Source organism: Nocardiopsis chromatogenes YIM 90109, assembly GCF_000341185.1.
GTDB lineage: Bacteria > Actinomycetota > Actinomycetes > Streptosporangiales > Streptosporangiaceae > Nocardiopsis_A > Nocardiopsis_A chromatogenes.
In genome coordinates, this window is sequence record NZ_ANBH01000147.1 from 1 (window position 1) to 17,886 (window position 17,886).

The 17,886-nt window shown below is 71.9% G+C and carries 25 protein-coding genes; 10 read left to right on the forward strand and 15 right to left on the reverse strand.

Translation table 11 applies throughout. The annotated features are described in order from the left end of the window. Positions 1-269: 269 nt before the first annotated feature. Positions 270-1,097 (forward strand): DUF4253 domain-containing protein, encoded by an 828-nt coding sequence (locus D476_RS0115330; protein ID WP_026123530.1) that lies wholly within the window; start codon positions 270-272, stop codon positions 1,095-1,097. An 84-nt stretch (positions 1,098-1,181) separates the two neighbouring features. On the opposite strand, the gene D476_RS0115335 is transcribed toward D476_RS0115330, so the two are convergent. From D476_RS0115335 to D476_RS33430, 3 genes are all read right to left on the reverse strand, one after another. Beyond that, the gene (locus D476_RS0115335) at positions 1,182-2,429 is read right to left on the reverse strand and encodes an MFS transporter (protein WP_017624824.1); all 1,248 of its coding nucleotides are present in this window, start codon (positions 2,427-2,429) and stop codon (positions 1,182-1,184) included. 122 nt (positions 2,430-2,551) lie between these two features. Then, on the reverse strand, positions 2,552-3,163 hold the full coding sequence (locus D476_RS0115340; RefSeq protein ID WP_017624825.1) for a TetR/AcrR family transcriptional regulator: 612 nt from the start codon (positions 3,161-3,163) through the stop codon (positions 2,552-2,554). Positions 3,164-3,265: 102 nt separating this feature from the next. Continuing rightward, positions 3,266-3,442, reverse strand: a complete 177-nt coding sequence (locus D476_RS33430) for a hypothetical protein (RefSeq protein WP_017624826.1) — start codon at positions 3,440-3,442, stop codon at positions 3,266-3,268. A 75-nt stretch (positions 3,443-3,517) separates the two neighbouring features. Between D476_RS33430 and D476_RS38515 the strand changes: the two genes are divergently transcribed. Further along, positions 3,518-3,682 carry a hypothetical protein gene (locus D476_RS38515; protein ID WP_017624827.1) on the forward strand — a complete coding sequence of 55 codons (165 nt, stop codon included), beginning with the start codon at positions 3,518-3,520 and terminating at the stop codon, positions 3,680-3,682. A gap of 176 nt (positions 3,683-3,858) precedes the next feature. On the opposite strand, the gene D476_RS0115355 is transcribed toward D476_RS38515, so the two are convergent. Then, positions 3,859-5,337 carry a cellulase family glycosylhydrolase gene (locus tag D476_RS0115355; RefSeq protein ID WP_017624828.1) on the reverse strand — a complete coding sequence of 493 codons (1,479 nt, stop codon included), beginning with the start codon at positions 5,335-5,337 and terminating at the stop codon, positions 3,859-3,861. Between the two features lie 170 nt (positions 5,338-5,507). On the opposite strand from D476_RS0115355, the gene D476_RS0115360 reads away from it, so the two are divergent. Together D476_RS0115360 and D476_RS0115365 are read left to right on the forward strand one after the other, a co-directional pair. After that, complete coding sequence (locus D476_RS0115360) at positions 5,508-6,050, forward strand: hypothetical protein (protein WP_026123532.1); 543 nt, start codon at positions 5,508-5,510, stop codon at positions 6,048-6,050. Positions 6,051-6,059: 9 nt separating this feature from the next. Further along, a complete protein-coding gene (locus D476_RS0115365) occupies positions 6,060-6,779 on the forward strand; it encodes an adenosylcobinamide amidohydrolase (RefSeq protein ID WP_017624830.1) in 720 nt (239 codons plus the stop codon). 55 nt (positions 6,780-6,834) lie between these two features. Here the strand turns inward: D476_RS0115365 and D476_RS0115370 are convergent, their stop codons facing one another. Continuing rightward, positions 6,835-7,185, reverse strand: coding sequence for a MerR family transcriptional regulator (locus D476_RS0115370; RefSeq protein ID WP_017624831.1), 351 nt, complete (start codon positions 7,183-7,185; stop codon positions 6,835-6,837). A gap of 54 nt (positions 7,186-7,239) precedes the next feature. Between D476_RS0115370 and D476_RS0115375 the strand changes: the two genes are divergently transcribed. After that, entirely contained in the window at positions 7,240-7,803 is a 564-nt protein-coding gene (locus tag D476_RS0115375) for an RBBP9/YdeN family alpha/beta hydrolase (protein WP_026123534.1), read from the forward strand. Between the two features lie 107 nt (positions 7,804-7,910). Here D476_RS0115375 and D476_RS0115380 read toward each other — a convergent pair whose 3' ends face one another. From D476_RS0115380 to D476_RS33440, 4 genes are all read right to left on the reverse strand, one after another. Beyond that, positions 7,911-8,465: a cysteine dioxygenase family protein gene (locus D476_RS0115380; RefSeq protein WP_017624833.1), complete on the reverse strand. Its 555-nt coding sequence runs from the start codon at positions 8,463-8,465 to the stop codon at positions 7,911-7,913. Between the two features lie 139 nt (positions 8,466-8,604). After that, positions 8,605-9,570, reverse strand: coding sequence for a LysR family transcriptional regulator (locus tag D476_RS0115385; protein WP_017624834.1), 966 nt, complete (start codon positions 9,568-9,570; stop codon positions 8,605-8,607). A gap of 303 nt (positions 9,571-9,873) precedes the next feature. Then, positions 9,874-10,200: a hypothetical protein gene (locus D476_RS33435; RefSeq protein ID WP_152529360.1), complete on the reverse strand. Its 327-nt coding sequence runs from the start codon at positions 10,198-10,200 to the stop codon at positions 9,874-9,876. 113 nt (positions 10,201-10,313) lie between these two features. Beyond that, entirely contained in the window at positions 10,314-10,796 is a 483-nt protein-coding gene (locus tag D476_RS33440) for a hypothetical protein (protein WP_017624836.1), read from the reverse strand. Positions 10,797-10,890: 94 nt separating this feature from the next. Between D476_RS33440 and D476_RS0115395 the strand changes: the two genes are divergently transcribed. Then, positions 10,891-11,403 (forward strand): hypothetical protein, encoded by a 513-nt coding sequence (locus tag D476_RS0115395; protein WP_017624837.1) that lies wholly within the window; start codon positions 10,891-10,893, stop codon positions 11,401-11,403. 268 nt (positions 11,404-11,671) lie between these two features. Here D476_RS0115395 and D476_RS0115400 read toward each other — a convergent pair whose 3' ends face one another. Both D476_RS0115400 and D476_RS0115405 read right to left on the reverse strand, forming a co-directional pair. Further along, positions 11,672-12,202, reverse strand: coding sequence for a hypothetical protein (locus D476_RS0115400; RefSeq protein ID WP_017624838.1), 531 nt, complete (start codon positions 12,200-12,202; stop codon positions 11,672-11,674). Positions 12,203-12,294: 92 nt separating this feature from the next. Then, positions 12,295-12,597: a hypothetical protein gene (locus tag D476_RS0115405; protein ID WP_017624839.1), complete on the reverse strand. Its 303-nt coding sequence runs from the start codon at positions 12,595-12,597 to the stop codon at positions 12,295-12,297. 272 nt (positions 12,598-12,869) lie between these two features. Between D476_RS0115405 and D476_RS0115410 the strand changes: the two genes are divergently transcribed. The 3 genes from D476_RS0115410 to D476_RS0115420 all read left to right on the forward strand — a co-directional run bounded on the left by D476_RS0115410 (position 12,870) and on the right by D476_RS0115420 (position 14,210). Next, positions 12,870-13,709, forward strand: coding sequence for a Scr1 family TA system antitoxin-like transcriptional regulator (locus D476_RS0115410; RefSeq protein ID WP_017624840.1), 840 nt, complete (start codon positions 12,870-12,872; stop codon positions 13,707-13,709). 2 nt (positions 13,710-13,711) lie between these two features. Then, positions 13,712-13,897 (forward strand): DUF397 domain-containing protein, encoded by a 186-nt coding sequence (locus D476_RS0115415; RefSeq protein ID WP_040726446.1) that lies wholly within the window; start codon positions 13,712-13,714, stop codon positions 13,895-13,897. A gap of 127 nt (positions 13,898-14,024) precedes the next feature. Further along, positions 14,025-14,210 (forward strand): DUF397 domain-containing protein, encoded by a 186-nt coding sequence (locus D476_RS0115420; RefSeq protein WP_017624842.1) that lies wholly within the window; start codon positions 14,025-14,027, stop codon positions 14,208-14,210. 61 nt (positions 14,211-14,271) lie between these two features. Here D476_RS0115420 and D476_RS0115425 read toward each other — a convergent pair whose 3' ends face one another. From D476_RS0115425 to D476_RS0115440, 4 genes are all read right to left on the reverse strand, one after another. Beyond that, complete coding sequence (locus D476_RS0115425; RefSeq protein ID WP_239648719.1) at positions 14,272-14,640, reverse strand: hypothetical protein; 369 nt, start codon at positions 14,638-14,640, stop codon at positions 14,272-14,274. A gap of 206 nt (positions 14,641-14,846) precedes the next feature. Further along, entirely contained in the window at positions 14,847-15,512 is a 666-nt protein-coding gene (locus tag D476_RS0115430; RefSeq protein ID WP_017624844.1) for a vitamin K epoxide reductase family protein, read from the reverse strand. Beyond that, on the reverse strand, positions 15,509-16,204 hold the full coding sequence (locus D476_RS0115435) for a DsbA family protein (RefSeq protein ID WP_017624845.1): 696 nt from the start codon (positions 16,202-16,204) through the stop codon (positions 15,509-15,511). Before D476_RS0115435 ends, D476_RS0115430 begins: the two co-directional genes overlap by 4 nt. 111 nt (positions 16,205-16,315) lie before the next feature. Continuing rightward, positions 16,316-16,900 (reverse strand): hypothetical protein, encoded by a 585-nt coding sequence (locus D476_RS0115440; protein WP_239648720.1) that lies wholly within the window; start codon positions 16,898-16,900, stop codon positions 16,316-16,318. A gap of 227 nt (positions 16,901-17,127) precedes the next feature. On the opposite strand from D476_RS0115440, the gene wrbA reads away from it, so the two are divergent. Continuing rightward, a complete protein-coding gene (gene wrbA, locus D476_RS0115445) occupies positions 17,128-17,742 on the forward strand; it encodes an NAD(P)H:quinone oxidoreductase (RefSeq protein ID WP_017624847.1) in 615 nt (204 codons plus the stop codon). Positions 17,743-17,886 lie beyond the last annotated feature (144 nt).

Below are 17,886 nucleotides of genomic sequence, written 5' to 3' on the forward strand. Positions count from 1 at the left end.
GTTCGCTTCGACCGAGAAAGACCCGCCGCCCGAACCCGGACCTTGCGGTCCCGCTCAGAGCGACCTGGATGACTATAGCCGCTCGAATCCCCTACGCCAAACCGGATGCGGGCCCCTGCTCTGTGCTCTGCGCCTCCCTGTCCCTCCCCTCCCTCCCCCCTCCTCACCCCCGAGCGGTCCGGGCCGGACAGCACTCCGTCCTTCACGGGGCGCCAACGGTTTCGCCGGATCACGCCCTGCTTGTCCTCGCGCCTCTTTAGGGTCGCGACATGCACCTTCCTATGCCGATCCCCGTACTGCGCACCGCATGCGCGCAGCGCGGCTGCCTGCTCCCGCAGATGGATCGGGTCGCGATGGACGTCGCAGGCTCCCCCGTCTACGTCGCCCGCGTCCCCGAGAAGGAGGTCCTTCCCCTCTGGTCCTCTCTCCGTGCGCTCCACGACTCCAGTGGTTGGTGGCCCGTCCTGAGCGGCGACCCGTCGCCGACCCTCATCCCCTGGGAGATGCTCGACGGCTCCGTCGACACGTCGGCGCTGGCGTTGGGCAACAAGCACAACCCGGTCTCCCTCCTCCAGGACCTCTATGTCCGCACGTTCCCCGACCCCGGGCCCGGCGACGGCCCGGCGCCCAGCCTCGTGCACGACGCCGCCGACCTCGCCCAGCGCCTCGCCCACCTCGACGAGGCCCCCGACCGCCCCGGGGCCGACCGGGACGTGCTCTTCGAGCCGGAGCCGTCGGCCCCCTGGGCCGTGGCCTCCCCGACGACCCTGCTGATGCTGGTGCGGGCGTCCGCCGGGCACGAGGTGCCCGCCCTGCTCCGGTGGGACGGGGCGTGCAACCACGGCATCGAGGGCCACCAGCACATGGCCGTGCTCCGGCACTTCCACGCCGAGTACGGGGCGGAGCTGGTCGGCATGACGGGCGACGTGATCGAGCTGGTGGTGGACCGGGCGCCGGCCTCCCCCGGAGGGGCCGCCCTCGCCGCGATGGAGATGTACGCGTACTGCCCGGACATCGTTCTCCAGGGCATCGGCTCCATCGAGTCGCTCGCGGAGAGGGTCGCCCCCACGGGGGACTGGTTCCTCTGGTGGGACTGACACCCGCCGCCCGGCCCCGGACGGGGTGAGGGGTGCGACGGGGCGAGCCCGGGAGGGGGTGGGCGGTCCCGGGGAGGAGACGTGTCAGCCCCTCCCGGCCTTCACCGCGCTCGGGATCAGGGTCACCAGCCCGATGAGGGCCAGCACCGCTCCGGTCCACAGGGGTGCCCGCAGACCGAACGTGCCGATCGCCAGCCCGCCGCCCCAGGAGCCGACCACCACGCCCAGCGTGATGAACGACGAGTGCACCGTGTTCACCAGCGGCCGTGCGTTCCCCGCCCGCTGCACGCGGGTGATCATCGCCGGGTTCATGGTCACCCCCACGAGGCCGATCCCGACCATCGCGGCGACGGCGGGCACGGCGTGCTCGGCGGCCAGCGCGAACACCGTCAGGAAGAGGGTGTTCAGGGCGAGCCCGGTGCCGATCACCGTGAGGGTCCGGGAGGCGGCGAACCGCGCGACGACCGCGTTTCCCACCACCGTGGCGGCCCCGTAGACCAGGAGCAGCAGCGGCACGGTCCCCCGGGAGAAGCCGGTCAGTTCGGTGAGGATGGGCGTGAAGTAGGAGAACGCGGCGAACGTCGCCCCGATGATCAGGGTCGAGGAGAGCATGGCGCCCAGGAGGCGGGGGTCGCGGAACACCGCGGCCTCCTTCTTGAGGTCACCGGCCTCGTCCTGGTGTTCCAGGCGGGGGAGGGCGGCGGCGCTCGCCCCGGCCGCGAGGAGGGTGAGCACGCCGATCGCGGCGAAGGTGGCCCGCCACCCCCACAGTTCGCCGAGGAACATGGAGAGTGGAAGCCCGAGCAGCGTGCCGACCATCAGCCCCTGCATCGCGATCCCGGTGGCCCGGCCGCGCAGCTCGGGGCGGGTGATCCGGGCGACCACGCTCAGTCCGACGCCGAAGAAGGCGCCGGACGCGGCGCCGGTGGCGATCCGCGCGACGAGCATCGTGGTGTAGCCGGGGGCGGCCGCCGCGAGCGCGTTCCCGGCGAAGAACACCGCGAAGAGCACGAGCAGGGCGGTCGTCGGCCGGAGCCGGTGCAGGGCGGTGGCCGCGACCGGGCCGCCGAAAGCCATGGCCAGGGCGAACGCGGTGATGAGGTAGCCGATCCGTGGCACCCCGGTCCCCAGCCCCTCGGCCATCTGCGGCATCAGGCCGCCCACGGCGAACTCGCTGGTGACCATGGTGAAGATGCCGAGGGCGATGAGGTGGACGGTCGGCGGCACCTTGTCGGGGAGGCGTCCGGTCCCGTCCGGGGGCTGCGCCGTCCCTGTCGCCGGGGCGGCCTCCTCGGCCATCGGTGCGGACGCGCCGGGCGCGGTTCGGGCCATGGTGGTCTCCTTCCAATTATGGACTACATAGTCCAAAACACGGGTGAACGTTGGGCCGGGGAGCTGCGCACGCGCCCCGAACAGCCGGTCGGCGGGACGGCGGAGAGGTCGGCGGTGCCCCCTCAGACCGTCAGCGCGTCCATCCCGGTGGCCGCGATGGCTTCGAGGGTCCGGGAATCGGCCCCGGCCTGTCCGGCGATGCGCATGCCGGAGATGACCGCGTTGATGTACCAGGCCAGGTCGGCGGGGTCGCGTCCGGAGGCGACCGACCCGTCCAGTCGGCCGTCCATCAGGGCGAGGCGCAGCGCCGACAGCCGCTTCTCCATGTCGGCGTCGATGAGACGTGCGATCTCGGTGTCCAGGTGCGCCATCCCGGTGATGGTGTTGACCGAGAAGCAGCCGGGGCCGCCCTCGCCCGGCCCCCCGCGGTTGGCCGCCTCGTCCTCGACGATCAGGGCGAACACGCGGCGGATCCGCTCGGCTCCGGAGGCACCGGTGCCGTCAGAGGCGTCGAGCACGGCCGCCTGGCGGGCCGAGCGGTCGGCGAGGTAGTGCGCGAGCGCCCGCTTGAACAGGTGCTCCTTGGAGGTGAAGGCGTTGAACAGGCTGCTGCGCGTCAGTCCGGTGGCGGCGCACAGCTCGTCGGTGGACGCGGCCTCATAGCCCTTGCGCCAGAAGACGCGGCTCGCCGCCTCGACGACGCGCTCCTCGTCGAACTTCCGGGGTCGTCCCATGGCGGGAACGCTAGCAGGTTTTGGATCGCATGGTCCATAACTCTGCCGGGGCCCACCTGCCGGACCACTGCCCGGCGGACGGATGGCGCCGGGGCAAGGCGATCACCCGGCGGAGGCCGGAGCCCCCTCCGGGCCGGCCGCGCGTCCGGCGACCTCGGCGGGCGCGGCGGCGATGACCTCGTCCAGCGCGGACCGGGAGAACTCCAGGTCCGCGATGGCCTTGGTGATCCGCTGCCGCTCCCTGGACAGGTCGGAGAGGAGGTTCGGGCAGGTCGGCACCAGGCGCTCGCCCTCGTCGCGCAGACACGGCAGGACCGCGGCGATGGTGGCGGTTCCGCCCTCGGCGGGCTCATCGTGGCCGCGGACGCGCTGCGGTGGACCGGGCTGGCCGGAGCAGTGCTGAGCCTGGTCGGCCTGGGACTGACCTACCTGGTCCTGCCCCGGACACGGCGCGGGGCGGGCGCCCCCGCCGACCCTCCGCCCGGATCGGCCCAGCGTTCTGTCGTGGGGGAGGGCTAGCCTCCCTCCCGGAAGATGGGCCGGTCGGACGAGCCCTGCCGGGCTCCGCGGTCAAGGGGGGGTGGGAATTGATTCGTCCCCGGTCACACCCCAGGACGAGGAAGCGATCCATACCCCACTCCCCTCAGCCCATCCTCGCCCCGCTCCCTCACAAGGAGCCGTCACCGAAGCACCCCTCACGCCGGTCGGACGCTCAGGGTGTACTCCGTCCCGGTCTCGGGTGAGGCGAGTCCGACCGACAGGACCCGTCGCTCGCCGTCCCACTCCTCGGCCGTGTCGACGGCGCCCTCCGCACCGCCTTCCGCCGTGACCGCCGCTTCGCCCCCGCCGGGGAATCCGTCCTCCGGCAGGTACACCTCGGTCGGGCCGGAGACGCCCTCCTCCGCCGTGAAGCGCACCGTGAGTTCGGGCCCCTCGGGGTCGTAGGCGATGCCGACCGGCTCCCCCGCCACGGCTCGCGGGTAGGCGCGGTCCATCACCGCGGCGAGGGGACCGGGCGTCAGGTCCTCGTCGGCCCAGGGCCCCCACCCGTCGTGGTCGTTCGACCAGTAGGCCCGCCCGCTCGCCATGCCGTCGGTGACGTCGAGCATCCTCTCCACGTACTCGCCCGCGCCCTCCCCGGACATGTCCAGGCCGAATTCGCCGAGGACGACCGGCGCCCCCAGGCGCTCCGCGGTCACCCGGACGTTCTGCTCCCAGAGTGCGATGGCGGCGTCCACCTGGTCGCGCCCCGAGCCGGTGTAGGCGCGGCCGAGGTCCATGGGGAGCGGGTAGGCGTGCGGCGCGTACACGATGCGCGGCTCGCCCGGGCGCGGGTCGTCCAGCCGGGGCAGCGCCGACGGCGCCCCCCAGTTCACGCCGACGGCCTGGCCCTCGACGAAGATCCACGTGTCGGCGTCGGTCCGGCGGATCCGCTCGGTCGAGCGGCGGTACAGCTCGGCGAGCGGCCCGCTCTCGAACGCCGCCCCCTGCAGGCTGCCGCCGAAGGGCTCGTTCATCAGGTCGTACCCGATGACGGCGGGGTGGCCGGCGAACCGCTCGGCGACCGCGCCCCAGGCGTCGGCGTAGCGCTCCATCAGCTCGGGGTGGTCGCCGGTGGTGTTCCAGAAGTGGTCGAAGGCGCGCATGGTGCCCGGTTCCAGGTACACCAGCTCCCACATGTCCTGCTCGGCGACGGGGAGGCCGTCGGTGTGGGTGGCCCAGTCCGGTGCCCCGTTGCCGGAGTGCCGCTCGGGGGAGACCGCCGCCCCGTACAGGTCCTGGTGCATGTCGATGAGGACGTGGTAGCCGCGCTCGCCGTACCAGTCGACGCGTTCGGCGACGGCGTCCAGGTAGGCCCCGTCGTACGCGCCGGGCTCCGGTTCGACGGCGCTCCACTGGATGAGCAGGCGCACGAAGTTGGTGCCCATGGTGTCGTACTCGTGCTGCACGTCCTCCTCGGTGATCCAGGGGAGGGAGTCGGGGTCGTCCTTGGCCGAGCCGGAGGTGTTGAAGCCGTGCAGGAGGAGGGCGCGCCCCCGGTCGTCGGTGATGTAGCGGACGGGTCCGGGCTCGGTCCGGGTGGCGGCCGCGACGCCGGCCGCGGCGAGGACCAGTGCGGCGGCGACGGCGGCGGTCCGCAGGGCAGGGCGCCGGGTTCGCGTCGTGGGCGTCACGCTCACCTCTCCGGGGGAGGGGGCCTCACCGGGGCCGCCCCGGCGATGCGCGTCCGGAGCGGCCCCGGCGAGGCCCAGGGGGGGCACGGTCGCACCAGGGGTTCGGCGGAGGAGGGGAGTCCCCGCCGAACCCCTGTCCTTGTGAGACCTGAGTCACTATCCTGCAAAACGTGAAAGAAATTCGCAATAGCCCGGCCGGTTCCCCCTCCCGGCGCGCAGGTGCCGCCGCCGCGCTCGCCGCCCTGGCACCCTCCCTGCTGTTCGGCTCTACCGCCTTCCTCACCTGGTTCAACGCGAGGGCAGCATGGCTCGTCGTCCCCTCCGCCTTGGGCGCCCCCTACGGACCGCCGCCCCTGCGCGCGCTTCCGGTCGGCGGCGGGCCCTGGCCCCTCTTCCTCGCCGACCTGGCGGCCGTGGGCGTGGTCGCGGCCGTCGCCGGGGTGCTCACCGCCCGCGCGGTCCGGCGCCGCCCCCATGCCGGGCGGGCGCGCACCGCGCTGTCGGCGTGGGGCGCCTTCGCCCTCGGGACGGCGCTCGCCGGGGTGCTGCGCGGGGCGGCTCCTGCGGCCCTGATGGGGCTCGGCCCGCTGGGCTGGGGCGCCCACGCGGCGGGCGGCGCGGTGGTCGGCCTGCTGTGGGGTGCGGCCCTGGGCTGGGTGTGCGCGGCCGCCACGGCGGCGGTCCACCGCCCGGAGCCGGTTCCGGCCCGCTAAAGTCGCGCCGTGGACAGGCTGGACAGGACGACGGCGATACCCGGCGGCGCGCTCATCGCACCGCGCCTGCACGCGCGCCGAGAGGACGGGCGCGAGCTGCGGGCGCTGGCGTGGGACGTGGGCCCCGGCTGGCGGATGCTCTCCTCCGCAGTGCTCGGCGGCGGGCTGGGCGAGCGGACCTTCGTAGTGAACGCCCAGGTCTCCGGCGACTACCGGCGCCTGGACCCGGCGGCGCACCTGCGGCGGATCGCGACCCGCTCGGGCCTGCGCGGACGCGGGGTGGGACTGATGACCGCCGCCGACGTGTCCCGGGCGCGGTTCGCCTCCGACGACGGGGCGGAGGCGCTGGCCACCGTCGGCATCGGGCGGCCCACCTGGGCGGCGGACTCCCCGGACCTGGACGAGCTGCGGCTGGACGTCCCCCTGGCGGGGCCGCGGCCGGGCACGATCAACATCGTGGTGGCGGTCCCGGCGCCGCTGTCCGACTCCGGGCTGGCGAACCTGCTGGCCACGGCGGTCGAGGCGAAGGTGCAGGCGGTGATGGAGGCCGGGTACGCGTGCACGGGGACCGCGTCGGACGCGATCTGCGTGGCGTGCCCGACCGATACCCCCGGCCAGGCCCCGGACCCCTTCGGCGGCCCCCGCTCCCGCTGGGGCGGCCGCGCGGCACGCGCGGTCCACGAGGCCGTCCGGGCGGGGGCCCAGGACGACGCGGCCCGGAGGGAGTGAGCGAGGGGCCCTCCGCCGATTCGCCTACGGTCGGCAGCGGCAGGCGTGAGGCCCGTCACCCCTCAGGGGTGAGAGCGCCGAGGCGTTCGCGCTTCTCCTCCAAGGACGCCCGCTGCTCCTCGATGCGGGCCGCGATGGCGTCGACCTCGGCGCGGAGGGCCGGGCACATCTCCAGCGTCACGCCGTGGTCCCCCGTCCTCGCGCAGTCGATGTAGCGGCGGATGGTGCTCGTGGGCAGCCCGGCGTCGATCATGGTCTTGATCTGGAGGACCCGGACGACGTCGGATTCGGAGTAGGCCCGGTAGCCGTTGGGGTCGCGCCCGGCGACCAGGACGCCGCGCTCCTCGTAGTGGCGCAGCGCACGCGCGGAGACCCCCGTCCGCGCGGCGAGCTCGCTGATCAGCACCGGCTCTCCTTCGACTTGACCTTCACGCTGACGTGAACCCCTACCTTCCGGGGCATGGCACCTATGGCAACCCAACGACGGGCATCGATCTTCCACGGCTACGGAGCGACGCCCGAGGACCACTGGTTCGGGTGGCTCGCGGAGCACCTGGACCGGGCGGGATTCCGGACGGACGTGCCCGCGCTGCCGGAATCCCAGGCACCGGCCCCGGACCGCTGGGTCGCGGCCGTTGCGAAGGCGGTGGGGACGCCCGACGAGGGGTCGGTGGTCGTGGCGCACAGCCTCGGATGCCTGGCCGTGCTGCGGTACCTCGCCTCGCTCTCCGCCCCCTGGCGCCTGGGGCATCTCGTGCTGGTCGCGGGGTTCGTGGACACGCTTCCGGCGCTGCCCGTCCTCGACGGCTTCATCGGGGACGGGACGGATCCGGCGGGGGTACGGGAGAAGGTCGCCTCTCTCACCGTCCTGCGGTCCGACGACGACCCGTACGTTCCCGTCGAGCACACCGACCGCCTGGCCGGTCTCCTCGGAACGACGGCGCTCGTCGTCCCCGGAGCGGGCCACTTCCTCGCGGACGAGGGGGTCACCTCGCTGCCGCAGGCGCTTGAGGCGATCGTATGACGCGGCGGCCGCGCGGCCCCGCGACCTCGGCGCCGATCCCGGGGGACGGACGCTGAAACCGCTCCGGTGGCGTCCGGCCCCCGAGGTCGACACGGCCTGTTGGGGGCTCACCCTTCGCGGACCGGAAGGTCGTAGACCCGGCGGACGCTGGAGCCGAGGCGGCCGATGTCCGCGCCGTACACGTGGAGCGACACGGCCGGACCCTCGCCCGCGTTGGACACCCGGTGGATGTCGCCGGGCGGCGCGAAGCCGCAGGTGCTCCCCGCACGGTTCACCACCGCGGCGACCGGGACCAGGTGGCGGTCGTCCTCGGGCCCGGCGAGGGCGTAGCGGGTCTCGTCCTCTGCGCCGATGTGCACGCCGGTGACGCACCAGGCGACGTGGTCGTGGACGGGGGTGCACTGGCCGGGGAGCCACACCAGGGCGACGACGGAGAAGGCGCCGCCCTCCTCGACGTGCAGAACGTGCTGGGTGTACCGCTCCGGGTCGGCCTCCAGGGCGGAGGCGGGGAGCAGGGCGGGGTCGGTGAGGAACGGGGACAGGGCATCGGCGACCAGCCCGGCGGTGCGGGTCGGGGCCTCCCGTCGGTTCACGGCGGCCCGGACGGCGCCGACGAGCGCGTCCAGTCGGGGCGTGGTCGCGATTTCGGAAGCGGTGGACACGGCTGCTCCGTTGCACTGGGGGAGGGAAGGCGGTCGGGTCCCGAGCCTCGTCCCCCCTGCGGCCGGTGTCGACGGCGACTTGGTCGGCCGGTTCCAAAGCCGTGCTTATCGCCGAGTCCGCGCATGTGCGCGGTGCCGGTCACGAGCCGGGCATCGGGCCGTCCCCGGTGACACCGACCGTGCCCGCCCCTCTCCCGCCGACGCGGCGGGCGGTGTCCTCCAGCACCTCCAGGAGGAGCCGCGTCGCCGGGACACGGGCGTACTCGCGCAGGGTGTAGGCGGCGACGGTGCGGTGGGCGGGCGGTTCCACGCGGCGGCCGACCACGCCGGGGTGGCGCAGGCAGGACAGGACCAGGCCGGGCATGCAGGCGATCCCGGCCCCGGCGGCGACCAGGCTCTGCACCGCGAGGTTGTCGTCGGTGGTGAAGGCGATGTCGGGCTCGAAGCCCGCGTCGGCGCAGGCGGTGACGAAGTTGCCGCGGCAGCGGGGGCACCCGGCGATCCAGCGCTCCTCGGCCAGGTCGGACAGGTGGACGCCGTGCTTGCGGGTCAGCGGGTGGTCGCGGGGCAGGACGATGACGACCGGGTCGTCCAGGAGGGGAACCGCCAGCGTGTCCTCCTCGGCGACGCCGTCGGGGAAGGCGACGGTGCCGCCGTAGCCGAAGGCGATGGTCACATCGCACTGCCCGGCCTGGAGGGCGCACAGCGAGCCTGGAGGCTCGGTCTCGACCAGCTCCACGCGGATCCCCGGGTGCTCCTCGGCGAGGCGGGCGACGGACGGCGGGACGAGGGTCGCGCCCGCACTGGGGAAGGTGCACAGCCGGACCCGGCCCTGGCGCAGCCTGCGGACGGTGGCGATCTGCTCTTCGGCGGCGGAGAGGTCGCGGAGGATGCCGGAGGCGTGCCGGAAGAGCATGTCCCCGGCGTCGGTGGGGCGCAGGCGGCGGCCGACCCGGGTGAACAGGGGTGTCCCGGCGGCGCGTTCGAGGGCCCGCATCTGCTGGCTGATGGCGGGCTGGGTGTAGCCCAACTCCCGCGCCGCCGCGGAGAAGGAGCCGTGTTCCACGACCGCGTGGAAGGTCCGCAGGTGGCGGGTGTCGAACATGCCGGGAGTATAAGAAGGCGTTCGGGGGCCGCTTAGGGGCCTTGGACCGGCCTTTGGTCCTTCTGTGGACGCTCCGCGACAGTCTTCTCAGCCCGAGGGCAGACAACAACGGCCCCTTCCTGGGCCTCTAGGTTTCCTCCCCTCCCATCCCCACCGTCCAGGTGGGTGGCCACCCCTGCTTGGCGGGCCCACCCCACCCCAACGCGCGCGGTGGTGCCGGGTCGCGGTCATCAAGGGGCGCCGCTCGGCCCAAGGGCCAGGCGAAAGTGAGCCGGGATGGAGCGAGGTCCGTGGGGCCCTGAACTATGCAAGGGCGATCCTGGGCATGTCCGGGTGCTCGATGTGTTGGCCCTGCGGACTAATGCGCATCCGGAACTCGGTCTGGTCCGGTTTTCCGGCGGCGTCATAGGCGTCGATGACTTCCTCGATGCGGTCCCACATCCGCACAGGGCCAGCCTGGCGCACTCGGAGGGCGCCGTCCGGGGATTCGATTACAGCCACCGAGCCTGACACGGCGTCCACGAGGCAGTACCCGTGCTCGGGGAGGAGTTGCTGGGCATTGGAAACGGCACACTGAGCCAAGAACCGAAGGAAGGCCCCCTGTTTCGTGGCCGTGTCGATCCGCTCCAAGGAATGGGCGACCTCCCTGGGAGCGGCGTCGGAGGCTATCTGTGCCCATTGGTCGGGGTTGGACACGCGGGGCGCGGCGTGAGCGCGCGCGAGCATGAACGAGATCGTTCCACTCAGCACCGGCCCCTCGGCGCCGCCGTTCCCATCGGCGGTGAGCAGGACCCGGGCGCTGCCATGCAGCCACCCCGACAGGGGCAGCAGGATCTTTCCACTCGCCGCTGTCTGGCGGATGAGGGGAGCGGGCGCGTGCGTGCGAAGGCGTCGGCGATGAGTTCGGAGTCGGGAAGCCATCCCCACTGGCCGTTGGCGTTGCACTCCATCCACCACCAGTGTTCGGGGTCGTCCCCAGATCCGGTCAGGGCGAAGTCGAACACCCCGAACTCGAGGTTGTAGTGGTCGAGGTAGGCGTGCAGCTTCTCGGTGACGGGGCCGGGGACGTCCAGAGGTTCATAGTGCAGGCGGCCCCAGTCGCCGCGCCGCCAGTCCAACAGCCCATCCGGAGTGGTGATGGCCTGAGCGATTGTCTGACCGCCGACCACCGTCACTCGCGCGTCGGCGACCTTGCCCAGCGCCAGCCCCTCGGCACCACAGTTCAAGTCACCCCACCGTGCTGCCCTAGCAGCACGCCGTGGCAGCACAGCAACGATAGCCTGACCACTACCAACCCGCGACGACACCAGGGGGACTCCCGTGCGCGCCCACCGCTTCCAGGACTGGTTCCTCGGCCTGATCAACCAGGACGGGGACCCCGCCATCACGCAGGCGGCGACATTCGAGCAGTCCGGGTACGCCGAGCGGCCCTACGGGATCGTTCTGTCTCTGGCCTCCGGTGGGCAGGTCTACCTCCAGGTTGTACGAGGGTCGGCCGGGGACGGCTCGGACAAGTTGGACGAGGAACCCATCGTGGAAGGTGAGCCGCCCGCCCCGGTGGCCGCGCACCCGATCGGTAGCGGCGGCCAGATCCGGTCAGCCGACGTGGAGGGCTACCTCGCCGCTCTCATCACCAACGCCGGGTCGCGGGAGGTCAGCGGCGTGGAGCGGTTCTCCGAGCGAACGACGAAGGCCTACTCGGACCCCCAGAAGTTCGGGGTCAAGGTTTTCTTCCACTCCAAGGCGGCGATCAGCCTGTTGTTCGTGCACACCCTCCGCTCTGGCGACCAGCCGAGCGCAGGGAACGCGTTCAAGGTCCTGGAGGCCGTCTGAGAGGGAGCCGCCGTGGAGCGGGCACGAATTCGCCGAATGGGCGTTGTCGAAGGAACCTGCCCGGACTGCGGGAGCTACGCCAGCGGGGATCCGGGCCAGCCCACCCCCATGCACCAGGCCCCGGGCGGGCGGAGCACCTGCTCGGGAGTCGGGAAGCCGATGAACTAAGCCAGGAACTCTGGACGCCGACTGAGCGAGGCCCCGCTGTGTGCGGGGCCTTCGTCATGCCTCGTGGGCCCACTCCACTCGACGATTCTCTACGTCGGGGTCAGAGGGGCAGCGGCCCGGTGGTGGCTGACCAGTAGAGGAGTGACACGGCCGCCGCCGCGTTCACGGCGCCGAGGAGGACTCGTGCCGGGCGCGCCGCGCGGTGGAGGGCGTCGGCGATGCGGTGGCGCAGGAGCGGGCGGCGCATCTTGGCGCGGAAGCGGTCGTCGGCGTGGGCGGGCCAGTGGTCACTGGGCCGCATGCGCCCGAGGGACTGGGCCCGCAGGTGGGCGATGAAATCCCGCTCCTCCTTGGGGCGCGGGAAGTCCTCGGCGGTGAGGTGGGGTGGAAAGAGGGGTGGGGGCTCGGGCGCAGCAGGGCGGCGCGGGGCGGGCACCTGGTGGCGCTGGACCTGCCAGTCGGGAGTGGGGACGGTGGTCGGCGGCCCGGGGGCGGTGTTGACGATCTCGGGGCGCACGGCGGCGAGGCGCCGGATCAGGTGGGCGAGCTCGGCGTTCTGGGCGGCGTCGGTTCCATGGACGGTCCCGTGGGCGGGTGCGGGGGCGTGGGCTGGGGCGGCGATGGTCGCCATGGTGCTCACCTCGTGTGGGAGTCGGAAGAGAAGGATGTGGAGGGGGGGGGGCGGCCCCCCCCCGNGGGGGAGCCGTGCGCGTAGGTGGTGGTTCAGCGCGCGGCGAGTCTGGCGTGTGCGATGGCGACGGCGAGGAGGTCGGCGCAGCGGGTGCAGGTGCGGGCGTGCTGCTCGATGGCCCAGGCGCGGGTCTCGACCTCGGGACGTACTTCGTGGAGCGGGGCGGAGAAGTACTCGGTGACGTCGATGGCGATCGCGCAGCGCGACGGGAGCGGGGCGCAGAAGACGGCGTTGATGAGCGGGGGCTCGGCACCCCGCCCACTCCGGAAGAAGAGCCACCCGCGCCCGGAGTAGTCGTCGCGCAGCGACGGGCAGGGGTGACGATCGATCAGCATGGTGCACCCTCGGGCGGAGGACGGAGCCGCCCGTGACGAACCGGCGAGGGGAGGAGCGTGGTCGGAGGTTTCGGGATTCCGCTCCGCGCGGCGGTACCCCGTGTGTATGGTCGCTTCATCTGGATGCCCAATCGCTACTGACTGTCATCAGAGCTTCACAGTTACATCCATGATGTCTCGGGAATCCCAGACGTCAATAGGATTCCCAAAAAATGAGTATCTAGATCTACACTGCTGCCATGTCTCGGACTCCCCGAACCCATAGCCCGACCGTGCGACGGCGCCGCCTCTCCTCCGAGCTGCGTCGCCTGCGCGACGCGAGCGGCTACACGCTGGAAGAGGCCGCGAAGAAGTCGGGCATCGCCCGCAGCCGACTCGGCCGGATCGAGACGAGCGACCTGAAGACGGTGAAGACGACGGACCTCGATGCCCTGCTCGACCTCTATGAGGTGACCGAGACCGGGACGCGCGAAGCCATGCACGGCCTCGCCCGTGACGCGGGAGAGCGGGGGTGGTGGAGCAGGTACCGCGACGTCTTCGGCACTCGGGCGCTGCCCGACTTCGAGGCCGAGGCCACCGCCATCCGGACGTTCGCATGTCAAGTCATTCCAGGGCTATTGCAGACTCCGGAGTACGCCGACGCCCTCGTTCGTGGGACGGGGGCCTTCGCCGATGACGAGATGAAGCGCCACGTTCACGCCCGGATAGAGCGCCAGCAGATCCTCACCCGGTTCTACCCACCGGAGTACTCAGCGGTGATCGATGAGGCTGCGCTCCGCCGCCACCCCTCCGACACCGCCATCATGCGCGAACAGGTAGCCCATCTTGACCATGCAGCCACGCGCACGAATGTGCAGCTCTATGTACTGCCGTTCAGCGCAGGTCTCCATGCGGCCACCGTTGGAAGTTTCGTAATCATGGACTTCCCCGACCCTCTCGACCCATCGATCGCTTACTCTGAGACCCCCACGGATAGCCTGTTCGTAGAGGATGAGTCCGAGATGCAGCGGTATAACGCCATGTGGTATGAGGTGGTGAACGCCGCCCTCACCCCCGCTCAGAGCCGCGACTTCCTTCACGACCTTCTGGCGTCTCTGGAGAGTGAACAGTGACCATGGAACACCTTGCCTGGCGCAAATCGTCGTACAGCGGCGGAGGTGCGCAGGATTGCGTCGAGTACGCCCCGTTGACTTCTGGTGCCGCCGTGCGAGACTCGCAGAACCGCGACGCCGGGATGTTCGTCTTCCCTGCTGGTGAGTGGCAGGCGTTCCTCGACGACGTCGCGCACCGGCGCCTCTGACCTTCTCCACTCCTCATAGGGCACCGGCCCCCGGAGGCTCCTCCGGGGGCCGACGCATGTCCCGTGTAGCCCCCGTGCTCAACCGGGGAAGGACCTTCCAGGAGCCCCTGCGATGGGAGGAGCCCCCATGTCCATCCCCCACATCTGGCGTAAGAGCAGCTACAGCGGCGATCGGAGCAACTGCGTCGAAGTCGCCGACCTCTCCATCGGTGCCGCTGTCCGGGACTCCAAGTACCCCGGCGCCGGGCACCTCGCCTTCCACTCAATGGAATGGAGCGCCTTCCTCGCCAGCGCACTGGCCGAACAGCTCTAGTACGCCAGCACACGGGGTCGGCCCCGGGGCCCCTCGGGGCCGCGTCGGCGAGGCATGGGCCCTACGGGTCGTCCACCTTTGTGAGCACGAGGGACGGCGGCCCATCCGGATCGGGACGGAACTTCACCTCTCCCCGGCCGTTCGGGTAGAGCTGGAGGCCGCCGATCTTGCCGAGTCCATCGTCATCGACCGTCAGGTAGACGAAGTCGCTCATCGTCTCCGAGTCGACGAACTCCCATCGGCCGCTGAAGTCCGCGGGGGCACCCCCGCCGCCTCCCAGCGACTCGTCCGACGATACGCCGGTGACCAAGAACGTCCCGTCGGAATCGAGCACGACCTCGCCGCCGGTCTCCTCGTTGCGGTACACGCCGGGCAACTCGTCCGGGTCGATCGGCGTACACCCCGAGGTGACCACCGAAGAAGCGATCAAGGCGACGGCCAACCATCGCCCGCCTGCCCACTTTGCCCGTTTTGTCGCCACGGGCTTCAGCGTAACGCCCGCCGACCGGGCGCCCACGGCGCGGTCGCCGTTACGGCCGCTACTCCCGAACGCCGACCGGCGGGCCGAGGGCCTGCGAACACCGCGGCCCCGGTCCCGCGTTGGCGGGGCCGGGGCCGTCGGTGGGCCATCGCCGTCTAGATCTGCCCCGTCCAGAAGGACCAGAAGGCCTGGGCGATCGCGGCGATGATCAGGAGGAACCACACCGTCACCACCACCGTGTGGTTACGGATCAGCACCCCCGCCGCCGAGCGGGCGCCCGCCGGGAGCGGGATCCTTCCCGTCCGCACGTTGTCCAGGGTCACGTAGGTGAAGATCGGGATCATCACCGCCCACACCACCATGCAGTACGGGCACAGCGCGCTGATCTTGTACAGGCTCTGGAAGATCAGGAAGTGCACGAACCCGATCCCGAAGACCACGCCGCCCTGCAGACCCCACCAGAACCACGGCCGGAACGACGCCCCGGACAGCATCGCCATCCCGATCGCCGTCACGATCGCGAAGCACGCGATGCCCAGCAGCGGGTTCGGGAACCCGAACACCTCCGCCGTCGGGGTGTCCATCACCGTGCCGCAGCTGATCACCGGGTTCACGCTGCACGTGGGCACGTAGTCGGGGTTCGCCAGCGAGTTGACCTTCTCGATCGCCAGCGCGAACGCCGCCAGCAGCCCGATCCCGCCGCCGACCGCCAGGATCCACGGCAGCGCCTTACCCATGATCGGGACTTCGGCGCCCGGAGGCTCAGCGGAGGGCGACGGAGACGGGGCCGCCGACTCGGCGGCGGCCTTCTGTGCGCTCACTGCTCGCCCTCGGCTTCCTCGGCCGCCTTCTCCTGCGCCGCCTCAAGCTCCTCGTCGATGACGCTGCTGAGCTGCTTCTCCGACGGCATCGACGACATCAGCCGCCCGTTCACGAAGATCGTCGGGGTGCCCTGCACGCCCGCCTCCTGGCCGTCGGGGAGGTCGGCGTTGATCCGCTCCAGGATGGCAGGGTCGTTCATGTCCTCCACGAACTGATCGCGGTCCAGGCCGATCTCCTCGGCGTAGTCCACGAACACCTCAGGGGTGGGCTCGGAGGCCCCGCCCCACTCCTGCTGGGTCTCGAAGAGCTTCTGGTACATCTCCTCGAAGGAGCCCTGCCGGGCCGCCGCCTCGGCCGCGGCGGCGGACGCCTCGGCGTTCACGTGTCCGGGCAGCGGGAAGTACCGCACCACGAAGTTGATGTCGCCCTCGTACTTCTCCCGGATGTCCTCCATCACGGGGTACTGCTGCCCGCACGCCGGGCACTCGAAGTCGAGGAACTCCACGACGGTGACGTCGGCGCCCTCCACCTCGTCGAGGTAGTGGCTCTCGTCGTTGACGAGCGTCTCGGCGGAGACCCGTTCGGCCTCGGCCGGGCCCCCGCCGTTCACCGAGCGCACGATGGCGAAGATGCCGAATGCGAGCGCCAGGACGAGCAGGAGGCCGAAGGTGATGCTGAGATTTCTGGACATGTCCTCACCAGGTTCGTTTCGGGGCGCCGCCCCTGGTGGGGGCGCACGCCGGGAAAGGGACGGGGGGTCCGGTGAAGGCGCGCCGCCGGGGGTGGGACGGCGCGCGGGCATCTAAACCCGCTGGATGCACAGGGTGGTGAGCAGCCGGATGCCGCTCGGGCGCCAGGCCGCCGGGGCCGCGGCGAGCCGCACCGGCCCACGCCACAGCGGGGGCAGGCGCAGGGCGACCGCCAGGGCGACGCTGAGCAGCAGCATCACCAGCAGGGCCGTCGAGGCGGTCCGGTGGTCGGCCGGCGACTTCACTCCGCCCTCGTCGGTGTCCGCACCGAAGAAGGCGGACGTGTTGATGATGGGGGCGTCGCACTCGTAGTCGTGGGCGCTGTCGGGGGCCAGGGCGGACGCGCCGCCGGGCCGGTCGTCCCCGTCCGCGAGGACCGGGGGGACGCCCGCCTTCACCAGCTCGTCCGGGGGCACGTCGGCGGCCCCGGCGGCCGGGGCGGGCGCATCCGGCCCGGCGTCGGCCTCGGCGACGACCGCCTTTCCGGCGACGGCGGCGGTGCGCACCTCGTGGGCCTCCGCGGCGGACGCGGCCGCGGCCATGCAGACGATGCACACGTAGTGCAGGGCGAGGACGATGGCGAGGGCGAGCACCCACCCGGGGCGCGCCCTCCATCCTCGCTTCAGCACCGTGTACACGGCGCAAAGGGTACCCCGGGCGCCACCGGGTGTCCCTCCCCTTCCCGCCCCTCACGCATCTCTGGGCCCCGGCGCAGCGGGTCCCCAGCGCCCCCGGACGGCCGTGGCCTCAGTGTGCGTCCACACACAACCCCCCGGCACCCCCTTGCGAAGGAATAAATGTATTCGCATACTCTTTCTAGCAAGCAGTCATCCGGCAAGCGACCCGAACCGTGGGGGACACGACCATGAGCGACGTGAAGCTGAGCGTCATCTACTACTCCTCGACCGGCACCATCAGCGCGCTGGCCAAGGAGATCGCCGAGGCGGCGGAGAAGGCCGGCGCCGAGGTCCGGCTGCGCAAGGCCGCCGAGCTGGCGCCGCAGGCCGCCATCGACGGCAACGAGGCGTGGGCGGCCAACGTCGAGGCGACCAAGGACATCGCCGAGGCGACCGCCGACGACGTCGTCTGGGCCGACGCCGTGATCTTCGGGTCGCCGACCCGCTACGGCAACATCGCCTCGCAGCTCAAGCAGTTCATCGACACGCTGGGCCCGCAGTGGGCGCAGGGGCAGCTCGCGGACAAGGTCTACAGCGGCTTCGCCTCCTCGGCCACGCAGCACGGCGGCCAGGAGAGCACCCTGCTGGCGCTGTCGAACACCTTCTACCACTTCGGCGGGATCATCGTGCCCCCCGGCTACACCGACGGCTCCAAGTTCGTCGACGGCAACCCCTACGGCACCTCCCACGTGGACGCCCAGGGCAACAACCCGGTCGACGACACCTCCCGCAAGGCCGCCCAGGTGCAGGCCGAGCGCGTGGTCCGCGTCGCCCGCGCCCTCAAGCCCGGCGCGAGCCTGTAATGACACCCACCCGGCGGGGCCGGGTGGCGGGGGAGCCGACAGCGACTCCCGCATGATGAGCCGTTCCCCGGGTGATGGAGAGCCGTCCTCCATCACCCGGGGAACAGTCTTTTACCGCGCGATCTCCCCGTCCGGGGTGGCGGA